The following is a 20,715-nucleotide window of genomic DNA, read 5'->3' as shown; positions in this document are numbered from 1 at the left end:
GCCGCCTGTGGATCAGGATGCAGCGCGGCACACGGCGGCGAGTTTGTTGCCGTCGGGGTCGCGCACATAGGCGGCGTAGAAATCGGGGCCGTAATGCGGGCGCAGTCCGGGGGTGCCTTCGCTCAAACCGCCGTGTGCCAGCGCGGCGGCATGAAACGCATCGACCTGCGCCCGGCTGGCGGCGGCCAGAGCAATCATGCTGCCGTTGCCCACCGTGGCCATCTGGCCGTTGAAGGGCTTGCACAGCCAGAGCGCCAGTTCCACCCGCCCTTCGTCGGCGTAGCGGCCCCAGCCGATTTCGTGGCTGGGATCGTCGGCTTCCGTCACGCATCGCGCATGGCCGAGCGCGGCCATGACGGGGTCGTAGAACGCCGCCGCCCGCGCAAGGTCGTTGGTGCCGAGCATCAGGTAGGTGAACATGGTCATGCTCTCAAGAACGCGCAGGGCCGCTCAGTTGTTGGTCTTCGCCACTCCGCGCTTTGCCGAACGCTTGGTTGATGTCTTTGCGGAATCGGCTGCGCTGTGGCGATCCACATAGGCATCGAGCAGGTGGCGAATCATGCGCTGGTATTGGGAATGATGAGTCTGCGCCTGATGCTTGAAGAAATCCACACTCTTCTTGCTCAGAGCCAGAGTGACTTTGACGCCTTCTTCGCGAAACACCAAAGCCTCCGGCGGAGGCAAGAAATCCGCCACGATTTTCACATCACCGATCGGTTCGTCGGTGTATTTGATTTTCTTGCTCATAGACAGCCTTTCCTTTGCGCCAATAGCCAGCGCCGATGATCCGAATGCGGGTGCCCCTGTAGGTAAAGCGCACTGTGAGAACGCCTCCATCCACCTTGCCGAAACAGAAATAGCGTGCTTCGTTTGTGCTGTGCTCCGCGTCGCGCGCGATCACCCGTTGCGGATCGGCAAAGGCATACTGCGCACGTTCAAAGCCAACGCCATGCTTTGCCTGATTGGTTTCATCCTTCGCCTCACCCCATTCGAAACTCGAATCCCGCATGGCTGGAGTTTAGGTGCAAGCCATACTTTTTGCCATACCAGACACAACCCGGTGAGCAGCCTCCCTTCACGCAAAAATCTTCCCCGGATTGAGGATGCCCTTCGGGTCGAGTGCCTGCTTGATGGCGCGCATTACGTCGAGCGCGTCGTCGCCGGCTTCTTCGCGCAGGAAATCCTGTTTGTGCAGGCCGATGCCGTGTTCGCCGCTGCAGGTGCCGCCGAGTTTGAGCGCGCGGCGCACGAGCTGGGCGTTGAGGGTTTCAGCGAGTTCGCGTTCTTCGGGCTTGGCCGGGTCGATGAGGTAGCCGATGTGATAGTTGCCGTCGCCCACATGGCCGACGACGAAGTAGGGCAGACCGGCCGCGTCGGCCTCGACGATGGTGTCGTTGATGCTCTCGGCCAGACGCGAGATCGGCACGCAGGTATCGGTGGTGACGCAACGGCAGCCGGGTTTCATCTGCAGCGCCGAGAGATAGGCGTGATGTCGCGCCTTCCACAGTTTGCTGCGCTCTTCCGGGGTGTCGGCCCAGGCGAAGTCGCTGCCCTGGTGTTCGGCGGCGAGCGCTTCCACGGCCTGCGCCTGCTCGCGCACGCCGGCGGGCGAGCCGTGGAATTCCATCAGCAGCAGCGGGCATTCGGGTAAGCCGAGATGGTCGTGGGCGTTGACGGCGCGCACCGCGCCGGCGTCCATCAATTCCACCCGGGCGATGGGGATGCCAGCCTGGATGATGGCGATGGTGCAGTCCACCGCCTGCGCCACGCCGGGGAAGGAGCACACCGCGGCGGCCACGGCTTCGGGCTGAGGGTACAGGCGCAGGGTAACTTCGGTAATGATGCCCAGCGTGCCCTCGCTGCCGACCATGAGGCGGGTGAGGTCGTAGCCCGCACTGCTCTTGCGCGCCTGGGTGCCGGTACGGATGACGCGGCCATCGGCCAGCACCACGGTGAGCGCCAGCACGTTTTCGCGCATGGTGCCGTAGCGCACGGCGTTGGTGCCACTGGCGCGGGTGGCCGCCATGCCGCCCAGGGTGGCGTCGGCGCCGGGGTCGATGGGGAAGAACAGGCCGGTGTGGCGCAGTTCGTCGTTCAACTGCAGCCGCGTCACCCCAGCCTGCACGGTGGCGAGCATGTCGGCTGCGGCGACCTCGAGCACGCGGTTCATGCGGGTGAGGTCGAGGCTGATACCGCCTTGCACCGCGAGCAGCTGGCCTTCGAGCGACGACCCGGCGCCAAAGGCGATCACGGGCACGTCGTGCGCGGCGGCCAGCTTCACCGCGTCGGCCACGTCCTGCGTGCTTTCGCAGAACACCACGGCGGCGGGCGGCGGCACGTCGAAGGGCGATTCGTCCCGGCCATGCTGCTCGCGCACGGCCAGCGCGGTGGAGAGTTGCGCCCCGAAGCGGCTGGCCAGCGCATCGAGCACGGCCGATGGCACGGGACGGGTGAGAATCTTCGGCGTGATGGGGGCATTCATGGCGGCGATCCTTGCGTCAATGGATTCAGCAAGAATACGCCTACGAAACCAAAGGAGCACACACGCATGGGTCACCGCCTCACCGCCATCTCCACCCGCACCGGCGACGCGGGCACCACCGGTCTGGGTGACGGCTCGCGCTGTTCCAAAAGCGCCGCGCGCATCCAGGCGCTGGGCGATGTCGACGAGCTCAATTCGCACCTGGGCCTGCTGCGCAGCCTGGGGCTGCCCGAGGCCATCGACAACCTGCTGCTGCAGGTGCAGCACGATCTGTTCGACCTCGGCGGCGAGCTTTCGGTACCTGGCATGACGCTGCTCAAGCCCGAGCAAGTCGCCGCGCTCGACGAGGCGCTCAAGGCCTACAACGCGCAGCTTCCGCCGCTGGCCGAGTTCATCCTGCCAGGCGGCACGCAGACGGCCTCTCAGGCGCATGTCTGCCGCACCGTAGCGCGCCGAGCCGAGCGCTCGGTGGTGGCCGTGGCCGACGAGGTGGCCCCCTCGGGCGGGGCGGAAACGCCGCCGCTGCTGCGCCCGGAGCTGCTGCAATACCTCAACCGCCTGTCCGACCTGATGTTCGTGCTGGCGCGCACCCTCAACCGCGCGGGCGAGGCCGCCAGCACCGAGATTTATTGGAAACACCAGCGCCAGCCGCGCGCGTGACGCGACCCATCACGCGACAAACTTCTTCACACAGCCTGCACACGGCTTTCACCTGAGACAGGCACGATCTGAAGACAGCCTTTCCCTCAGCCGATCTCTTTGTGACCCACCGCCCATGACTGAGCATTCCAACCCCACCCCGAAGCACCCTCATTCAGCCCCGCGCCGCTGGTGGTGGGGCGGATTGGGCATGGCGCTTCTGGCCGCAGCCGTGCTGGCCTTTGTCGGTGGCGAGCACGCCGTACAGGCGCAGATGCCCGGCGGCAAGGGTGGCATGGCCAAGGGGCAGATGCCACCGCAACCGGTCACTGCCGCCAGCGCCCGGTCGCAGACGGTGCCGGTATGGCTCACCGCGCTGGGCACGGTCACGCCGCGCAGCTATGTGAACGTGATGCCGCGCGTGGCTGGGCTGCTGCAGAGCGTGGACTACAAGCAGGGGCAGATGGTCAAGGCCGGGCAGTTGCTGGCGCAGATCGATCCGCGTCCTTTTAGCATCGCCGTGGAGCAGGCGAAGGCGCAGCTGGAGCAGACCCAGGCGCAGCTCAGCGGCGCGCAAAGCGACCTGCAGCGCTATGAAACCCTGCTGCAGCAGGATTCGATTTCGGCGCAGCAGGTCTCCGACCAGCGCGCCACCGTGGCCCAGCTCAAGGCCACGCTCGACGCCAACAAGGCGGCGCTCGACAACGCCCGGCTGCAACTGAGCTGGACGCGCATCACCGCGCCGGTATCGGGCCTGGTCGGGCTGCGGCCGGTGGATGCCGGCAATATGGTGACCACCTCCGGCGCCGTGGGCAGCAACACCAGCACCGGCACCAACTCGGCCTCGCCGATCGCCACCATCGCCCAGGTGCAGCCGGTGTATGTGACCTTCGCACTGCCGCAGCAGAGCATCGGCGAAGTCGTCGGCCAGCTCATGGCGGGCAAGCAGCTCAAGACCGAAGCCTGGGACGCCCGCAACACCCGAGTGCTCGAAACCGGCAAGCTGGTGGCGGCCGACAACCAGATCAACAGCACCACGGGTACGCTCAACCTGCGCGCCGAGTTCGCCAACAAGGGGCTCGCCCTGTATCCCAACCAGTTCGTCAACGTGCGCCTGCTGGCGCGCACCATCCCCGATGCCATCGTGGTGCCCACCACCGCCGTGGCGGTGGGCGCGCCCGGCACTTATGTGTATGTCATCGGCGACGACAACAAGGTGAAGATGCGGGTGGTGAAAACCGGCGTGGCCTTCGACAACCTGACGCAGATCGTCAGCGGCTTGCAAGCGGGCGAGCGCGTGGTCACCGACGGCCTCGACCGCCTGCGCGACGGCCGTGAAGTGAAGGTGGTGCAGCCGCTTTCGGCGCAAGGCGGCACGCACGGCGGCGCTGCAGGCGCCAAGACCGGCGAACACGCCCGGCCCGCCGCCAGCGGAGCGCGCTGACCATGAGCGCTCCACAAGACGAACACGACGCCCCACCCCAACCCTCCCCGCTGCCGGGGAGGGAGCAAACCGCGTCACCGACTGACGTCGCCGACCGCCCCAGCCCGTCGCGGCTGTTCATCCTGCGGCCGATTGCCACCACGCTGTTGATGATCGCGGTGCTGGTGGCCGGGTTCATTGGCTACAAGCTGCTGCCGCAGGCGGCGCTGCCGGAGGTGGATTACCCCACCATCCAGGTCACCACCCTCTACCCCGGCGCCAGCCCGGACGTGATGACCTCCTCGGTCACCGGGCCTCTGGAGCAGCAGTTCGGCCAGATGCCGGGGCTGGCGCAGATGTGGTCGGTCAGCTCGGGCGGGGCTTCGGTCATCACCCTGCGCTTCGATCTGTCGCTGTCGCTTAGCGTCGCCGAGCAGGAAGTGCAGGCCGCCATCAACGCCGCGAGCAATCTGCTGCCGTCCGACCTGCCGCAGCCGCCCATCTACGCCAAGGTCAACCCGGCCGACACCCCCGTCATCACCCTGGGGCTGACCTCGTCCACACTGCCGCTGACCACGCTGTACGACCTGGCCGACACAAGGCTGAGCCAGAAGCTGTCGCAGGTCTCGGGCGTGGGCCTGGTGACGCTGTCGGGTGGACACAAGCCCGCAATCCGCGTCACCGTCAATGGCCCGGCGCTGGCCGCGCTCGGCCTGAGCATGGACAGCATCCGCACCGCCATCGCCGGGGCCAACGTCAACAGCCCCAAGGGCAGCATCAGCGGCAGCCAGCAGTCGTTCACCATCGACGCCAACGACCAGTTGCAGTCGCCGCAGCAGTACCGCGACATGATCATCGCCTACTCGAATGGCGCTCCGGTGCGGCTGGGTGACGTGGCCACCATCGCCACCGGCGCCGAAAACGCCTGGCAGGCGGCCTCGGTCAACGGCAAGCCGGGCATCGTCATCAACGTGCAGCGCCAGCCCGGGGCCAACGTCATCGCCGTGGTCGACGCCATTCACAAGCTGCTGCCCAGCCTGCAGACGCAGTTGCCCGCAGCGGCCCAGCTCACCGTGCTCTCCGACCGCACCGTGACCATACGCGCGGCCATTGCCGATGTGCAGTTCGAGCTGCTGCTCGCCGTGGTGCTGGTGGTGCTGGTGATCTTCGTGTTCCTGCGCAGTGCCCGCGCCACCTTCATACCGGCCACGGCGGTGCCGCTGGCGCTGGTGGGCACGTTCGGCGCGATGTATCTGTTCGGCTTTTCCATCAACACCCTCACGCTGATGGCACTGACCATCGCCACCGGCTTCGTGGTGGACGACGCCATCGTGATGATCGAGAACATCTCGCGTTACATCGAGGCCGGCGAGCGCCCGCTGCAGGCTGCGCTCAAGGGTGCGGGGCAGATCGGCTTCACCATCATCACCCTCACCTTCTCGCTCATCGCGGTGCTCATTCCGCTGCTGTTCATGGGCGACGTAGTAGGTCGGCTGTTCCGCGAGTTCGCCATCACCCTGGCGGTGGCCATCGTCATTTCGGCGGCGGTGTCGCTGACCTTCACCCCCATGCTGTCGGCGCGGCTGCTGCGGCACAAGCCCGAGGAGCAGCAGGGACGACTGTTCCACGCCACCGGGCAGTTGTTCGAGCGGCTGTCCGCCGCCTACACCCGTGCGCTGCGCTGGGTGCTGCGGCATCAGCCGCTGGTGCTGCTGCTGGCCTTGGGCACGCTGGCGCTCACGGTGCTGCTGTATGCGGTCATTCCCAAGGGCTTCTTTCCGGTGCAGGACACGGGCATGATCCAGGCCACCACGGTGGCGCCGCAGGACGTGTCGTTCCAGTCCATGGTGCAGCGCCAGCAGGCGCTGGTGGACGCGCTGCTCAAAGACCCGGCGGTGGCTTCGGTGTCGTCGGTGGTGGGCATCGATGGCGTGAACACCACCATGAACACCGGGCGGCTGCTGATCAACCTCAAGCCGCTGGCCGATCGGCCCAGGGTGCTTCCGCTGATCGACCGGCTCGACGCCCGTGCCGCCAAGGTCGCTGGCATCGAGGCCTTTCTGCAGCCGGTGCAAGACCTGACCATCAACGACATCTCCAGCCGCTACCCCTACCAGTTCAGCCTCGCGGCCACCAGCGCCGCCGGACTGGCCAGCGCCAACGCCGCGCTGATGGAAAGGCTGAAGACGCTGCCGCAGCTCTCGGGCGTGACCAGCGATCTGCAGGATCAGGGGCTTCAGGCCTATGTGAACGTGGACCGCAGCGCGGCCTCACGTCTGGGCATCACCATGAGCGCCATCGACAGCGCGCTCTACAACGCCTTCGGCCAGCGGCTGGTGTCCACCATCTTCACCCAGTCGGCGCAGTACCGCGTGGTGCTGGGGGTGGAGCAGACGACGCGCCCGACCCCGACCTCCGCCGCGGGTGGGGAGGAAGGCGGCCCGCTGCGCACCTTCGACAGCATCTACCTCACCGGAAGCAGCGGCCAGGCGGTGCCGCTGTCGAGCATCGCCACCATAGAGCAACGCAGCACGCCGCTGGCGATCGACCATCTCGGCCAGTTCCCGGCGGCGCTGATCTCCTTCCAGCTCGCGCCTGGCGTGTCGCTGGGCGAGGCGGTCAGCGCCATCGAGCAGGCGGCCAAGGCGGCAGCGCTGCCCGCTTCAGTGACCATCGCGTTCCAGGGCGCGGCCAGCGCCTTTCAGTCGGCGCTGAGCAATCAGCTCTGGCTGCTGCTGGCGGCGGTGGCGACCATGTACATCGTGCTGGGCGTGCTTTATGAGAGCACCATCCACCCGGTGACCATTCTGTCCACCCTGCCGTCTGCGGGCATCGGCGCGCTGCTGGCGCTGATGGGCTCGGGCCACGACCTCACGGTGATCGCGATCATCGGCATCATTCTGCTCATCGGCATCGTGCAGAAGAACGCCATTCTGATGGTGGACTTCGCGTTGGACGCGCAGCGCAACCAGGGCCTGCCGCCCGAAGACGCCATGCTGCAGGCCGCGCATCTGCGTCTGCGGCCCATTCTGATGACCACCTTCGCCGCGCTGTTCGGCGCCGTGCCGCTGGCGCTGGGCACCGGCATGGGCTCGGAGCTGCGCCAGCCGCTGGGCATCGCCATCGTCGGCGGGCTGCTGCTGTCGCAGTTGCTCACGCTGTTCACCACGCCCGTGATCTATCTGGCGTTCGACCGCCTCGCCACCCGCGCCTCGGCCTGGCGGGCGCGCGCCTTCGGCTCCGCGCACCCTGCAGCGGCGCTGTCCGACGAGGACGTGCGGTGAATCCGTCGGCGCTGTTCATCCGCCGCCCCATCGCCACCAGTCTGCTGGCGCTGGCGGTGCTGCTGGTGGGCATCATCGCCTTTAGGCTGCTGCCGGTGTCGCCTCTGCCGCAGGTGGACTTTCCCACCATCGTGGTCAACGCCAACATGGCCGGGGCCAGCCCGGAAGTCATGGCGGCCACGGTGGCTACGCCGCTGGAGCGCAGCCTGGGCACCATTGCCGGCATCTCGCAGATGACGTCGAGCAGCTCGCTGGGCTCGACCCGGGTGATCCTGCAATTCGACCTGTCGAAGAACATCAACGATGCCGCACGCGAAGTGCAGGCCGCGATCAACGCCGCGCTGCCGCTGCTACCCAGCGGGCTGACGGGCAACCCGACCTACAAGAAAATGAACCCGGCCGACGCGCCGATCATGATTCTTTCGCTCACCTCCAAGAGCCTGTCGCGCGGGCAGATGTTCGATGCCGGCTCGACCATCCTGGCGCAGAAGATTTCGCAGATCGCGGGCATCGGTTCGGTGACCGTGGGGGGAGCTGCGCTGCCCGCGGTGCGGGTGGAGCTCGATCTGCCGCGGATCAACGGCATGGGGCTGGGTCTGGAGCAGGTGCGCCAGGCCATCGCCTCGGCCAATGTGGATACGCCCAAGGGCGCGATCGACAGCGGCGCGCGGCGCTGGCAGGTGGGCGCGAACGACCAGATGAGCACCCCGGCGCAATACCAGCGCATCGTGGTGGGCTACCGCAACGGCGTGCCCATCCGTCTCGACCAGATCGCCACGGTCAGCGAGGGCCTGCAGAACGACCGCAACATGGGCCTGGCCAACGGCCAGCCCTCGGTGCAGCTCATCATCTACCGCCAGCCCGGGGCCAACATCATCGACGCGGTCGAAGGCGTGAAGGCGGCACTGCCCGAACTCGAAGCCAGTATTCCGGCGGCGATCAAGGTCACCATCATGTCCGACCGCACCACCACCATCCGCGCCTCGCTCAAGGAGGTGGAGAACACCCTGATCCTGGCCGTGCTGCTGGTGATCGGCGTGGTCTGGCTGTTTCTGCGCGACTGGCGCGCGACGCTGATTCCGGCCATCGCGGTGCCACTGTCTCTGGTGGGCACCTTCGCGGCGATGTGGCTGCTCGACTACTCGCTCGACAACCTGTCGCTCATGGCGCTGATCGTGGCCACCGGCTTCGTGGTGGACGACGCCATCGTGGTGCTGGAAAACATCATGCGCCATGTCGAGCAAGGGCTCTCCCCCCTGGCCGCCGCGTTCAAGGGCGCGCGCGAAGTGGGGTTCACCGTGCTGTCGATGAGCATCTCGCTGGTGGCTGTGTTCCTGCCGGTGCTGTTCATGGGCGGCATCGTCGGGCGCTTGTTCCACGAGTTCGCGGTGACGCTGTCGGTGGCCATCGGCATTTCGCTGCTGGTGTCGCTCACGGTCACGCCCATGCTGGCTTCGCGCTGGCTGCGTGGCCATACCCGTTCCACTCCAGCTCAGAAAGAGGGCCGGGTTTCCTCTCTCGAACGCGGCTGGGACGCCGTGCATCGCGGCTACGCCCGCAGCCTGCGCGGGGCGCTCAAGCATCCGCTGCTGATGCTGCTGCTGTTTTTCGCCACCATCGGGCTGACGGTGTTTCTGTTCAAGGAAGTGCCCAAGGGCTTTTTCCCGACGCAGGACACGGGGCTGCTGATCGGCTCGGTGCAGGCCGACCAGTCGGTCTCGTTCCAGGAAATGAGCAAAAAGCTGGAGAGCATCGTCGCCATCGTGCGCAAGAACCCGGGCATGGAGAACGTGGTGGCGTTCACCGGCGGCGGCACCACCAACAGCGCCTTCATGTTCATGCAGCTCAAGCCGATGGATCAGCGCAAGGGCATCCAGACCATCATCGTCGAACTGCGCAAGGCCTTGTCGCGCGTGCCCGGCACGCAGACCTTCATGTTCCCGGTGCAGGACATCCGCGCCGGGGGTCGGCCGTCTGCGGCGCTGTATGAATACACCCTGCAGGCCTCCGACCTGAATCTGCTGCGCGAGTGGGAGCCCAAGGTGCTCGCCGCGTTCAAGCGCATTCCGGGCCTCAACGATGTCAACAGCGATCAGCAGGCCAACGGGCTGCAGCTCGCGCTGAAGATCGACCGCGCCGCCGCCGCGCGTTACGGCATTCCCGTGTCCACCATCGACCAGACGCTCAACGACGCCTTCGGCCAGCGCCTGGTGTCCACCATCTACGCCCCGCTCAATCAGTACCGCGTGGTCATGGAGGCCGCGCAGCAATACCAGAACAACGCCAACGCCCTGAACGACATCTTCCTGGTCGGCAGCAATGGCCAGCGCGTGCCGCTGTCGGCGCTGGCGCACTATGAACTGGCCAACACCCCGCTGTCGGTCAACCATCAGGGGCTGTTCGTGTCGTCCACCATTTCCTTCAACCTCGACAAGGGCGTGTCGCTCGGCGCGGTTCAGTCCAAGATCGACGAAGCCCTGGCTGCCATCGGTCTGCCCTCGGAGATTCGCGGCGGCTTCCAGGGCACGGCGCAACTGTTTTCCGACACCCTCAAGAACGAGCCGCTGTTCATCATGGCGGCCATCTTCGCCATCTACATCGTGCTGGGCATGCTGTACGAGAGCACCCTGCACCCGCTGACGATCCTCTCCACTCTGCCGCCAGCCGGGCTGGGGGCGCTGCTGGCGCTGCAGCTCACGCAGACCGAGTTTTCCATCATCGCGCTCATCGGCGTGTTTCTGCTCATCGGCATCGTGAAAAAGAACGCCATCCTGATGGTCGACTTTGCGCTGACCGCCGAGCGCGAGCAGGGTGCAAGCCCGCGCGATGCCATCTATCAGGCGGCCACCCTGCGGCTGCGCCCCATCCTGATGACCACGCTGGCCGCGCTGGGCACCGCATTGCCGCTGGCCTTCATCACCGGCAACGGCGCCGAACTGCGCCAGCCGCTGGGCATCTCCATCGCCGGGGGGCTGATCGTCAGCCAGGCGCTCACCCTCTACACCACCCCGGTGATCTACCTCGAACTCGACCGCCTGCGCCGCTGGACCTTGCGCAGGTTCGGCCGCGAAGGCCGCCCGGCGCCGATCGACACACCGGCCTGAATGCCATGAACCCGACCCTCCCTCGCCGCCCTTTGTTCATCTCGTCGCTGGCGCTGCTGCTCGGCGCCTGCGCCGCCACCCCACCCGAGCCGCCGGTGCGAGTGCCCGTCCCCGCGCACTATGCCCAGGCGCAGGGCGACTGGCAGCCCGCGCAGGCGCTGGCCGCCGCACCGCGTGGCGCCTGGTGGAATGTGTTTGACGACCCTGTGCTGGCCGCGCTGCAGGCCCAGGTGGCGCAGCACAACCAGAGCCTTGCCGCGCAGCTTGCGGCTTACGAACAAGCGCAGGCTGCTGTGGCACAGGCGCAGGCGGCCTACTACCCCGCCGTGACCGCAGGCGCGTTGGCCACCCGCGCCCGCACCGCCAATACCGGCAATGTGAGCAACAGCGTCAACGTCTCGCTGGGCGCAAGCTGGGAGCCCGACCTCTGGGGCAAGGTGCGGCTGCAGGTCCAGGCCGGACAGGCCACCGCGGCCGCGAGCGCGGCCATCCTGGCCAATACCCAGCTCAGCCTGCAGTCCACCCTGGCCACCAGCTATCTGCAACTGCGCACGGTGGACGCGCAGATCCGACTGGCGCAAGACACCGTGGCCGCCTATGCACGCGCACTGCAGATCACCGAAAACCGCTACAAGGCCGGGGTAGGCACCACCGCCGACGTTGCCTCGGCCCGCACCCAGTTGCTGCAGGCGCAGACCAGCCTGACCGACCTTGGCGTGACGCGCGTGCAGTTGCAGAACGCCATTGCCGTGCTCGTGGGCAAACCGCCCGCCGACTTCACCCTGCCCGCCACCGACACCTTGCCCCAGGTTCCCGCCATTCCCGCTGGCGTGCCGTCGCAACTGCTGCAGCGCCGCCCCGATCTGGCCGCAGCGCAGGCGCAGGTGCAGGCCGCCAACGCGCAGATCGGCGTCGCGCAGACGGCCTGGTTCCCCAACCTGACCCTATCGGCCCAGGGCGGCAGCCAGGCCGCGCGCATCGCCGAGCTGTTTTCCGCACCCTCGCTGTTCTGGTCGCTCGGCCCGCAGCTTGCGGCCACGCTGTTCGACGGCGGCCTGCGCCGCGCGCAAGTGCAAAGCAGCGAGGCGGCCTATCGCCAGACCGTGGCGAACTACCGCCAGAGCGTGCTGACCGCGCTGCAACAGGTGGAAAACAACCTCGCCGCGCAACGCATCCTGGAGCAGGAAGCCAAGCAGCAGGCCGAGGTGGTGCAGGCCGCCGAGGTGTCGCTGCGGCTGGCCGAAAACCAGTACAAGGCCGGCACCGCGCCCTACCTCAACGTGCTCACCGCGCAGACCACCGCCACCAGCGCCCGCAATGCCCAACTTACCCTGCTCAACCGCCGCTACGCCGCTGCTGTCGGGCTGATTCAGGCCCTGGGCGGCGGCTGGGGAGATGAAAACACACCAGCCATCGGCCCGTTGCCTGCGGGGGCTGACAGACAACCAGGTTGACATGCCGCAATGGCTAAATAGCCATCAATCCCTGATTGTCCACGAGGGCACGGGAGGGCATTGAAAGGAGCTCGTCATGCACATCTCCGCCACCGAAGCCAAGAACCGTTTTGGCAGCGTCTGCGCCCAGGCCAAACGCGAGCCCGTCTTCGTGGAAAAGGCGGGCCTGGTCGACACGGTGATCCTGTCGGTCGAGCACTACCAGGCGCTTCAGGCGGCACACAAGCGCAGCACGCTGGCCGCTCGCAAAGCCGCTTTCGAAGCCGAGTTCGGAGACTGGATCCAGGCGCAGAATGCCTTGGTCGAATCGGCAGGCATCCCCGGCGCCGACCTGCGTCCCTGGTGAACCGGGGGCCGTGCCCATGGCGCAATACGACGTCTACCCCAATCCCAGCGCGAGCGCGGAACAGGGCATCCCCTCTGTGGTCGTCATCCAGAGCGACCTGCTCGGCGGCCTGTCCACCCGCCTGACCATTCCGCTGGCCACGCTCGATTTCAGCGGCAAGGTTCCCGCGGCGCTGTGCCCGCTGGTCACCGTGCAGGGCCAGCGCCTTCACGCTCTTGCTCACTTTGCTGCGCCGCTGCCTGCGCGCCTGCTGCGCAAACCAGTTACCTCCGTGGCGGGCCAGGCCAGCGCGCTGGTAGCGGCAGTGGATGCGGTGATGTCGGGCATTTGACCGCGCAAGGTTCCTGCCCGGCCCCTGATCCATACTGACCCGCATGCAGCAGGTTGGCAGCGGACTGGGCGAGCGGGCCACCAGCGAACCCCGCGGATGACCCCTACCATCGCGCCATGTCCGCCATCGCCCTGCTCACCCTGCTGGCCGCCAGCGTCTTGCTGGTGCCGCTTTTCAAACGCTTCGGCCTGGGCTCGGTGCTCGGCTATCTCGTGGCCGGCATCGCCGTCGGGCCTTACGGTCTGGCCGTGGTGAGCCGTCCCGAGTCGGTGCTGCACACCGCCGAGCTGGGCGTCACGCTGCTGATGTTCCTCATCGGCCTGGAGCTACAACCCAGCCGCCTGTGGGCGCTGCGGCGGCAGGTGTTCGGCCTGGGGGCGCTGCAGATGGCCGGGGTGGCGCTGCCGGCTGCGGCCCTGGCCGCAGCGCTGGGCCTGGGGTGGACGGACGCGGCGCTGGTCGGCGTGGCGCTGGCGATGTCGTCCACCGCCTACATCCTGCCGCTGCTGGCCGAGCGCCGCGAGCTGACCACGCGCTTCGGCCGCGAGACTTTCGCCATCCTGCTGTTCCAGGACGTGAGCGTCATTCCCATCCTGGCGCTGCTGGCCCTCAGCGGCGCGGGGGGGCATGCCCCGGGCTGGCCCGCGCTGGCGGCCTTGCTGGTCGTGGCGCTGGCCGGTCGGCCGGTGCTGGCCACCATGTTTCGCTATGTGGCGCGGTTCGGCGGCGGCAACCGCGAACTGTTCGCCGCCGCCGCGCTGCTGGGCGCGGTGGGCATAGGCGTGGGGCTGAACAGCGTGGGGCTGTCGGCCTCGCTGGGCGCGTTTCTCGCCGGGGTGCTGCTGGCCGATTCGGAATTCCGCCATGAACTGGAGGCGGCCATCGAACCGTTCGAGAGCCTGCTGCTCGGCCTGTTCTTCATCGCGGTGGGCATGGGCATTGCGCTGCCGCTGGTGATGGCCGAGCCCTTGCAAGTGCTCGGCCTTGGCGCGGGCATTCTGCTGCTCAAGGCGCTCACGCTGTACGCTCTGCGGCGGCTCATCGGCGGCGACGATGCGGTCAGCCGCCCCTTGGCCATCGTGCTGGCCTGCGGCGGCGAATTCGCCTTCGTGCTGTTTGCCACGGCGCGCACCAACCACCTGCTCGATGGCCCCACGGCCGAGCTGTTGACCGTGGCGGTGGCCGTCTCCATGGCTCTGGCGCCGTTCCTGCTCATCCTCAACGACCGGCTCATTCAGCCCTGGGCGCGAGGTCGGCAGGCGCCGCCGTTCAGCACCATCGACGAGCCGGGCCAGCCCGTGGTCATAGCCGGCTTCGGCCGCGTCGGTCAGGTGGTTGGGCGCATGCTCAATGCGCAGGGCGTGGCCTTCACCGCACTGGATGCCAGCGCCGAACAGGTGGACTTCGTGCGTCAGTTCGGCAACAAGATTTATTACGGCGATGCCACCCGCCTGTCGCTGCTGCGCGCCGCGCATGTGCAGGACGCCCGGCTGTTCGTTCTCGCCGTGGACGACGTCGAGGCCAGCCTGAAGATTGCCGAGCTGCTGCGCCTGCACTTTCCCGAGGTGCCACTGCTGGCGCGGGCGCGCAACCGCACCCATCTCATGCGCCTGCGCGAGCTCGGCGTGCAGAACATCATGCGCGAAACCTGGCTGTCGAGCGTGGAGATGGGCAAGCAGGCGCTGCGCGCAGTGCGCCCGGAACTGGATGTCGAACGCCTGGCGCAACTGTTCACCGCCCACGACCTGCGCATGCTGGAGCGCCAGCAGGCGGTGTTCCACGATCAGGCCGCGCTCATCGCCCTGTCGAAAGACGCCCGCGCCGAGCTGGAAGACATCTTGCAGGACGACGCGCTACTGCACCAGACCACCGCGGAAGGCAACACCGACATACCCAAGACCGCGCCGGATGCGGCGGCGTAGGGTGCTGTCGGACTTGGGGTGCAAATGACTCCAAAAGGAAGCCTGCGCTCTCAACGCTCCGCAGTCGGACGCCACCATTTCGAGATGCGATCGGCAATCTCGCGGTCAGGGAAGGCCTGGTAATGCGAAATGTCGTTGAACAATTTCAGGCGCGGGCGGACCTCGTTCATGAAGTCGAGAATGGTCAGCGCCGCGGGGCTTTGATCGAGGCGCTCACGGTAGCCGCGCGCATCCAGGCCCAGAAGGCTGCTGACGAGCAGGCGATTGGTGCCCTTGTGCGAGACGACCAGCACGGTCTGATGCCGATGCCGCTCGATGATCTCGCGCACGAAGGGCAGCGCCCGATGGATGACGCTCAGACCCGACTCGCCGCCTTCGGGCGCCACCAGCAGCGGGTCTTCCTCCCATAGGCCGTAGGCCTGCGGAAAGCGGTCGATGACTTCATCGCGGGTCAGGCCTTCCCAGTGGCCGTAGGGCCTGTTGACGCTATTGATGCACCCGCGCCGGGGGTCTGGGCGGATGCAATGCGAGGCGCAGTCCGCGCCGTGGTGTGTGGCACCAGAAGCGGACTGCAACGTAGCAGTGCGCCGCCCAGACCCCCGGCCCGCAGGGTTGCCCCAGGCGGGGCGTCTGTGGCGTTGTCGGGCATGGGCAAGGCGATCAGCCTTGCCCATGCCCTCCGCCTTGCATCCATCCCCGCCTGGGGGCAACGCGGGTGCATCCATAGCGTTAACAGGCCCTAGTCAATCTCGCGCAGCGCGGCGGCGGTCTGAACCGGCAGACCATGCGGGGCCGCCACGAGCTGCGCGGTTTCCATCGTGCGGGCCATCGGGCTGGCGTAGGCCGCGGCGATGGGCACGCTCGACAGCCGAGCGCCCAAGCTGGCGGCCTGCTCGCGCCCTTCGTCGGACAAGGGTTCATCGTTCGATCCGGCGAAGCGGTCTTCCAGCGTCAGGCGGGTCTCGCCATGGCGCACGAGCAGGATGCGGGTGGGCTTCGGAGTCTCCCAGATGGGTTGTGGATGAAAGGCTGTGCCACGTCATTTTCGCCGCAGCCCTGTGACGCGTGCATTCACCCCTCCGTCTCCAGATCGGGGATGTGGTTGAACGCGATGCGCATGGGGGCTTCCTCCCGTCCCTGGTGGCCGCTGCCGCAATAAACGGTGTGACGCCCAAAGCGCACGTTGAGGGCATCGACCGCGCTCCACAGCGCGGCCTGCTCGGCGTCGGTGCCGGGTACGTCGTCGGCAAACAGATTGCCGCTGGTCTGCCCGGGCTGGCGCAGATCGTGCAGCAGCATGGCGACCTTCATGGGCGCCCAGCCCGCAGGCACCATGCCGGGCCACAGCCCGCGCAGGGTGTGCAGCAGGGCGCGGGTGTCGGCCGTGGCGGCGAAGCGGGCGCCGCGCTCGGGCCGCAGGCGTTCGCCGTGGCGGCGGGTGAGCTTGAGCATCACGGTCATGGCGCCGGCCAGCAGGTGCTCGCGGCGCAGCCGCATCGCCGCTTTTTGCGTGAGACGGTCGAGCACGGCCAGCGCGCCCTCAGCGCTGCGCATCTCGGGCGGCAGAACATGAGAATGGCCGAGCGAGCGCCGCGGATTCGCAGCTTGCACGCCCGAGGCCAACCCGTGCAGGCGATCGAAAAACGCCTCGCCCGCAATGCCGCCCCACACCACGCGCAGTTGCTCGCGCCGCGCCCGCCAAAGCTGCTCCACGCTGTGAATGCCCTGCGCCTGCAACCGCGCCAGCATGCGCACGTTGATACCGGTGAGATCGGTGAGCTGCATGCGCAGCAGCGGGCCGGGCAGATCGCCCGCGTCGAGCACCACCAGGCCGTCGGGCTTTTGCAGGTTCGACGCCTGCTTGGCCAGGAACACATTGGGTGCGATGCCCACCGACACCCGCATGCACTCGCCCAGCGCCTCGCGCAGCGCGGCCTTCAGGCGCAGCGCCAGTTGCGTGGCCCGCTCGCGGCTGGTCCAGCCCATGGGCAAGCTGCAGGCCATCTCGTCGATGGACAGCACCTGCTCGACGGGGGCGATGGTGTCCACCACGGCCACGGCGCGGTGGTGAATCCGCACATACTCGGCATGCCGCGCCACCACGAACACGATGCCCGGGCAGAGCCTGCGCGCCTCGGCCACCTGCGTGCCCGTTTTCACGCCGAAGGCCTTGGCCTCGTAGCTGGCGGCGATGCAGCAGGTGGTGTCGGCCATCATGGGCACCACGCCCACAGGCCGCCCGCGCAGTTCCGGGCGGAGCTGCTGCTCCACCGAGGCGAAATAGGAGTTGAAATCGACCAGCAGGCAACGCAGCGTCATGGCGGGTCGTGCCGATGCGGCACGCTAGAATACTGTTTTTATGATCAGTATTTCACAACCACCTTGGCGACGCAACGCCGCTCGCCCCGCTGCAAAGAGGGACGTTCAAGCTCGCAGCAAACCCACCAGCCGCTTCCACTGCCCGCTCGCCAGCGCCGTGCCCACCAGAATGATTGCGCAGCCTGCCAGCATGGAGCCGGTCACGGGCTCGCGCAGGAACAGCGTGCCCCACAGCATGCCGAAGGCCGGGATCAGAAAGGTGACCGAAGCGGCGTAGGCCGCGCCCACCTGCGCCACCAGGCGGAAATACAGCACATAGGCCAGCCCGGTGCACAGCACCCCGAGAGCCACCACGGCGGCCCAGATGTCGCCCCGCACCGCATGTGCGGGCCAGGTGAACGCAGCGGGCAGGGCAAGCAGCGCCGCGGCCGTGAGCTGGCTGCCGAAGGCGGTGAGCGCCGGATCGACCCCGGCCAGATGATGCCTCGTGTAGTGCACGGCATAGCCGTAGGACATCGGCGCCAGCAGCACCGCGGCGACCGCCCAGTGCGCCGCGCCCTGCGACAGCCCGGGCTGATCGCTGACCAGAACGATCACGCCCAGCAGGCCGACGCCCAGGCCCACGATCTGCGCACGACTGATTGGCGCGCCGAACAGCGTCGCCCCCAGCACGGCGGCCCACAGCGGGGTGGTGGCATTCAGAATGGCCTCGAAGCCCGCGCCCAGGTGCAGCGCGCCCACCGCGAACAGGGTGAAGGGCAGCGCGGAGTTGGTCACGCCCACGACCAGCAGTGGCCACAGCTTGCGGCGAAACTGAGCCCGCGCGGTCACCGTGCGCAGCACTGGCAGCAGCACCAGCGAGGCGATACCCACGCGCAGGGCGATGAGCGGCACCGGCCCGAATTCGGGCGCGGCGATGCGCAGGAACAGGAACGACGCGCCCCAGATGGCGGCGAGCAGAAAAAGTTCGATGAAGGGCATGGCGTGACGGGAAGGATGGAGGAACGGGTGGACGGCACTGGCCGGGCAGGGCAAGACTCCAGCTCAGACCGCCAGTAAGCGGCGGAGCGTGGCAGATTTCGCGGACACAGTGGCGGCGCGTTCGAGATCGAGCAAGGCCTGCTTGCGCGGCAGGCCGGCCGCGTAGCCGGTCAGCGCACCGTCATGGCCGACGATGCGATGGCAGGGCACGACGATGAGCAGAGGATTGCGGCCCACCGCCGCCCCCACCGCACGCGCATGGCTGGCGGGCAGGCCCAGCCGCTGCGCCAGTTGCGCGTAGCTGATCGTCTGCCCGGCGGGCACGGTCTGCAGCGCCCGCCACACCGTCTGCTGGAACGGCGTGCCTTGCGGCCGCAGGGGCAGATCGAAGGCCATGGCAGCGCCGCTGAAATACGCCTGCAACTGCGCGCGGGCCCGCCGCAGCAGGGGCGTGGCGAAGTCGGCCGGTGCCGCGTCGGGCAGCGGTGCGCCTTCAAGAAAACACAGTGCGGTCAGCGCGTCGCAGGCGAGGCTCAACCGCAGCTTGCCCAGAGGGCTGTCGATCACATGGTGCGAATGCATTCGGGCTCTCCTTGCGCGGCGCGACGCCAGAGGTGCATCGCGGCATAGCCCCGCCACGGCGCCCAGCGCGCCGCGTGGGCCAGCACATCGTCGGGACGGCTCAGGCCGAGTTGCTTGCGCAACACCAGGTCCGCCGCCGGAAAGGCATTCGGCCAGCCCAGGCCGCGCAGCGCGATCATCTGTGCCGTCCAGTCGCCGATGCCGGGAAGCGCCCGCAGCGCCGCAAGCGTGGGCTCGACCGGCGCGAGCGGCTGCAGCGTCACGCGTCCGCTGGTCACCGCAAGGGCGAGCGCGTGCAGGCTGTGGGCCCGGGCGCGGGTCAGACCGCAGGCCTGCAGCGCCTCGGGCGTGCAGGCGGCGAGCGTGGGCGCGTCGGGCAGGGTGCGGCACAGACCGTGGGGCGCATCGGGTACGGGCGTGCCGTGTTGCTGCGCCAGACGCGCGAGGATGGCGCGTGCCTGCGGCAGGCCGATCTGCTGACCGACCACGGCGCGCAGTGCGATCTCGAAACCGTTCAGGGCCCCCGGCACGCGCAGCCCCGGCACCTCAGCGGCGAACTCGGGCAGATGGGTGTCGATCAGGTCAGGACGCGCCCCGAGGTCGAACAGCCGCCGCACGCCCGCCAGAATGCGGCCGATGTGCGGCGACAACCGGGGCGGCAGGGTCAAGCGCAGGCTGTGGCGTTCAGGCTCAAGGAAACGCCGGGCAGCCCCAAGTTCCTTGTCCACCTCGCGGCTTGCAAGCCGCTCGGATTCGGCTCCGTCCAAGCTGCCGCAGGGCAGCTTGGAGCCGCGGGCCTTATTCCCCTCGGGGAGCGGGTCGGCGAGCCGACCCTGGGGGCGCTCACAGCTCACCGTGATCCAGCCCGTGACCGGCTTCGCGCCCGGCGCACCAGCGAAGGCGACGGCACGGCAGTAGCGATCTGCGGTGATGTGTTCCACACCGTCCACCGCACGGCGCGCGAGAAAATCGATCAGCGGCGCCCAGGCATAAGGCGGCCGGTAGGCCAGAGAGAGCGTCAGAAGGTCGTCGCCCGTTGATGCGCTGCCCGCCTTCCGCAGCCGCAGCGGCGTCAGCCCGTATCGGCTGCGGAAAAGATGATTGAAGCGCCGCACGCTGCCAAAACCGGCCGCCCCGGCTACCTCGGCCATCGGCAGCGCCGTGTCGGTGAGCAGGCGCTTGGCCAGCAGCAGCCGCTGCGTCTGCGCATAGGCCACGGGCGAGACGCCGAACTCCGTCTCGAAGATGCGCCGCAAGTGCCGCGGCGTCACCCCGACGCGGCCCGCGACGACGCCCAGCCCGTCGCGGTCGGACAGCCCCTGGTCGATCAGCGCGGCAGCCGCTCGGGCGAGCTGACCCGAAAGGTCGAGCACACCATGACCCGGCGCCAGCTCGGGGCGGCAGCGCAGACAGGGCCGAAACCCCGCCTGCTCCGCCGCCGCCGCGCTGAGATAGAAGCTGCAGTTGCGCTTGAGCGGCGTGCGCACGGCGCACACCGGCCGACAATACACCCCGGTGGACGCCACGCCGACGAAAAACCAGCCATCGAAGCGACGGTCGCGGGTGAGCAGCGCGCTGTAGCAGGCATCGGGATCGAGTTCCATGCCCTCACTCTAGCCGCGCGGCACGCCGCCGTCTGGCCGAAAACGGACATCAGTTCCCCCACACGGTCTTGCGCTGCGCCCCACTCCTCACTCTTTTGCGCAACACAGCTTTGCCTTCGACAAAACGCAAAAAGCCGGGTTAGTCCTGCCCCGCTGCAGCGCAGCAAAAGGGATAATCTGCAACCAAAATCAACAAATTTATTAAACCCAGATGGCTCATGAGGGCACGGGATGATGGCGAGGC

At 67.8% G+C, this 20,715-nt stretch carries 18 protein-coding genes; 8 read left to right on the top strand and 10 right to left on the bottom strand.

The window, feature by feature from the left end; all coding sequences use genetic code 11:
* Nucleotides 1–12: 12 nt before the first annotated feature.
* From ASC45_RS02730 to ASC45_RS02720, 4 genes are all read right to left on the bottom strand, one after another.
* Complete coding sequence (locus ASC45_RS02730) at nt 13–420, bottom strand: VOC family protein (RefSeq protein WP_055449794.1); 408 nt, start codon at nt 418–420, stop codon at nt 13–15.
* A gap of 30 nt (nt 421–450) precedes the next feature.
* Complete coding sequence (locus ASC45_RS02725; RefSeq protein ID WP_055449519.1) at nt 451–747, bottom strand: hypothetical protein; 297 nt, start codon at nt 745–747, stop codon at nt 451–453.
* Complete coding sequence (locus ASC45_RS15400) at nt 707–1,009, bottom strand: BrnT family toxin (RefSeq protein ID WP_072242955.1); 303 nt, start codon at nt 1,007–1,009, stop codon at nt 707–709. The genes ASC45_RS02725 and ASC45_RS15400 overlap by 41 nt, the downstream gene beginning before the upstream one ends.
* 66 nt (nt 1,010–1,075) lie before the next feature.
* Nucleotides 1,076–2,482 carry an FAD-binding oxidoreductase gene (locus ASC45_RS02720; protein ID WP_055449518.1) on the bottom strand — a complete coding sequence of 469 codons (1,407 nt, stop codon included), beginning with the start codon at nt 2,480–2,482 and terminating at the stop codon, nt 1,076–1,078.
* Between the two features lie 66 nt (nt 2,483–2,548).
* On the opposite strand from ASC45_RS02720, the gene ASC45_RS02715 reads away from it, so the two are divergent.
* The 8 genes from ASC45_RS02715 to ASC45_RS02680 all read left to right on the top strand — a co-directional run bounded on the left by ASC45_RS02715 (nt 2,549) and on the right by ASC45_RS02680 (nt 14,985).
* Nucleotides 2,549–3,142, top strand: a complete 594-nt coding sequence (locus ASC45_RS02715) for a cob(I)yrinic acid a,c-diamide adenosyltransferase (protein ID WP_055449517.1) — start codon at nt 2,549–2,551, stop codon at nt 3,140–3,142.
* Nucleotides 3,143–3,257: 115 nt separating this feature from the next.
* Nucleotides 3,258–4,565: an efflux RND transporter periplasmic adaptor subunit gene (locus ASC45_RS02710; RefSeq protein ID WP_055449516.1), complete on the top strand. Its 1,308-nt coding sequence runs from the start codon at nt 3,258–3,260 to the stop codon at nt 4,563–4,565.
* Nucleotides 4,566–4,567: 2 nt separating this feature from the next.
* The gene (locus ASC45_RS02705; RefSeq protein ID WP_072242954.1) at nt 4,568–7,828 is read left to right on the top strand and encodes a multidrug efflux RND transporter permease subunit; all 3,261 of its coding nucleotides are present in this window, start codon (nt 4,568–4,570) and stop codon (nt 7,826–7,828) included.
* Nucleotides 7,825–10,932, top strand: a complete 3,108-nt coding sequence (locus tag ASC45_RS02700; protein WP_055449514.1) for an efflux RND transporter permease subunit — start codon at nt 7,825–7,827, stop codon at nt 10,930–10,932. The genes ASC45_RS02705 and ASC45_RS02700 overlap by 4 nt, the downstream gene beginning before the upstream one ends.
* A 5-nt stretch (nt 10,933–10,937) precedes the next feature.
* Complete coding sequence (locus ASC45_RS02695; protein ID WP_055449513.1) at nt 10,938–12,386, top strand: efflux transporter outer membrane subunit; 1,449 nt, start codon at nt 10,938–10,940, stop codon at nt 12,384–12,386.
* A gap of 76 nt (nt 12,387–12,462) precedes the next feature.
* A complete protein-coding gene (locus tag ASC45_RS02690; RefSeq protein WP_055449512.1) occupies nt 12,463–12,732 on the top strand; it encodes a type II toxin-antitoxin system prevent-host-death family antitoxin in 270 nt (89 codons plus the stop codon).
* A gap of 16 nt (nt 12,733–12,748) precedes the next feature.
* Complete coding sequence (locus ASC45_RS02685) at nt 12,749–13,063, top strand: CcdB family protein (protein ID WP_055449511.1); 315 nt, start codon at nt 12,749–12,751, stop codon at nt 13,061–13,063.
* 116 nt (nt 13,064–13,179) lie between these two features.
* A complete protein-coding gene (locus ASC45_RS02680; protein WP_055449510.1) occupies nt 13,180–14,985 on the top strand; it encodes a cation:proton antiporter domain-containing protein in 1,806 nt (601 codons plus the stop codon).
* A gap of 50 nt (nt 14,986–15,035) precedes the next feature.
* Here ASC45_RS02680 and ASC45_RS02675 read toward each other — a convergent pair whose 3' ends face one another.
* The 6 genes from ASC45_RS02675 to ASC45_RS02650 all read right to left on the bottom strand — a co-directional run bounded on the left by ASC45_RS02675 (nt 15,036) and on the right by ASC45_RS02650 (nt 20,471).
* Nucleotides 15,036–15,560 (bottom strand): histidine phosphatase family protein, encoded by a 525-nt coding sequence (locus tag ASC45_RS02675; protein WP_245609925.1) that lies wholly within the window; start codon nt 15,558–15,560, stop codon nt 15,036–15,038.
* A 164-nt stretch (nt 15,561–15,724) separates the two neighbouring features.
* The gene (locus tag ASC45_RS02670) at nt 15,725–15,961 is read right to left on the bottom strand and encodes a histidine phosphatase family protein (RefSeq protein WP_245609924.1); all 237 of its coding nucleotides are present in this window, start codon (nt 15,959–15,961) and stop codon (nt 15,725–15,727) included.
* Between the two features lie 95 nt (nt 15,962–16,056).
* Entirely contained in the window at nt 16,057–17,304 is a 1,248-nt protein-coding gene (locus ASC45_RS02665) for a Y-family DNA polymerase (RefSeq protein WP_055449509.1), read from the bottom strand.
* A gap of 105 nt (nt 17,305–17,409) precedes the next feature.
* Nucleotides 17,410–18,285 carry a DMT family transporter gene (locus ASC45_RS02660; RefSeq protein ID WP_055449508.1) on the bottom strand — a complete coding sequence of 292 codons (876 nt, stop codon included), beginning with the start codon at nt 18,283–18,285 and terminating at the stop codon, nt 17,410–17,412.
* A gap of 63 nt (nt 18,286–18,348) precedes the next feature.
* Nucleotides 18,349–18,867, bottom strand: a complete 519-nt coding sequence (locus ASC45_RS02655; protein WP_055449507.1) for a methylated-DNA--[protein]-cysteine S-methyltransferase — start codon at nt 18,865–18,867, stop codon at nt 18,349–18,351.
* Nucleotides 18,849–20,471, bottom strand: coding sequence for a DNA-3-methyladenine glycosylase 2 family protein (locus ASC45_RS02650; protein ID WP_055449506.1), 1,623 nt, complete (start codon nt 20,469–20,471; stop codon nt 18,849–18,851). The genes ASC45_RS02655 and ASC45_RS02650 overlap by 19 nt, the downstream gene beginning before the upstream one ends.
* Nucleotides 20,472–20,715: the final 244 nt, after the last annotated feature.

The sequence above is a fragment of the Thiomonas bhubaneswarensis genome, from assembly GCF_001418255.1.
GTDB lineage: Bacteria > Pseudomonadota > Gammaproteobacteria > Burkholderiales > Burkholderiaceae_C > Thiomonas > Thiomonas bhubaneswarensis.
The sequence above is the reverse complement of the archived record's forward strand: the minus strand, read 5'-3'. Positions and strand labels throughout refer to the sequence as shown.

Coding starts and splice junctions, on each gene's coding strand:
- ASC45_RS02650 (WP_055449506.1), bottom strand. CDS start 20,471: ATGGAACTCGATCCCGATGCCTGCTACAGCGCGCTGCTCACCCGCGAC.
- ASC45_RS02725 (WP_055449519.1), bottom strand. CDS start 747: ATGAGCAAGAAAATCAAATACACCGACGAACCGATCGGTGATGTGAAA.
- ASC45_RS02720 (WP_055449518.1), bottom strand. CDS start 2,482: ATGAATGCCCCCATCACGCCGAAGATTCTCACCCGTCCCGTGCCATCG.
- ASC45_RS02705 (WP_072242954.1), top strand. CDS start 4,568: ATGAGCGCTCCACAAGACGAACACGACGCCCCACCCCAACCCTCCCCG.
- ASC45_RS02690 (WP_055449512.1), top strand. CDS start 12,463: ATGCACATCTCCGCCACCGAAGCCAAGAACCGTTTTGGCAGCGTCTGC.
- ASC45_RS02660 (WP_055449508.1), bottom strand. CDS start 18,285: ATGCCCTTCATCGAACTTTTTCTGCTCGCCGCCATCTGGGGCGCGTCG.
- ASC45_RS02685 (WP_055449511.1), top strand. CDS start 12,749: ATGGCGCAATACGACGTCTACCCCAATCCCAGCGCGAGCGCGGAACAG.
- ASC45_RS02715 (WP_055449517.1), top strand. CDS start 2,549: ATGGGTCACCGCCTCACCGCCATCTCCACCCGCACCGGCGACGCGGGC.
- ASC45_RS02695 (WP_055449513.1), top strand. CDS start 10,938: ATGAACCCGACCCTCCCTCGCCGCCCTTTGTTCATCTCGTCGCTGGCG.
- ASC45_RS15400 (WP_072242955.1), bottom strand. CDS start 1,009: ATGCGGGATTCGAGTTTCGAATGGGGTGAGGCGAAGGATGAAACCAAT.
- ASC45_RS02710 (WP_055449516.1), top strand. CDS start 3,258: ATGACTGAGCATTCCAACCCCACCCCGAAGCACCCTCATTCAGCCCCG.
- ASC45_RS02655 (WP_055449507.1), bottom strand. CDS start 18,867: ATGCATTCGCACCATGTGATCGACAGCCCTCTGGGCAAGCTGCGGTTG.
- ASC45_RS02680 (WP_055449510.1), top strand. CDS start 13,180: ATGTCCGCCATCGCCCTGCTCACCCTGCTGGCCGCCAGCGTCTTGCTG.
- ASC45_RS02665 (WP_055449509.1), bottom strand. CDS start 17,304: ATGACGCTGCGTTGCCTGCTGGTCGATTTCAACTCCTATTTCGCCTCG.
- ASC45_RS02730 (WP_055449794.1), bottom strand. CDS start 420: ATGTTCACCTACCTGATGCTCGGCACCAACGACCTTGCGCGGGCGGCG.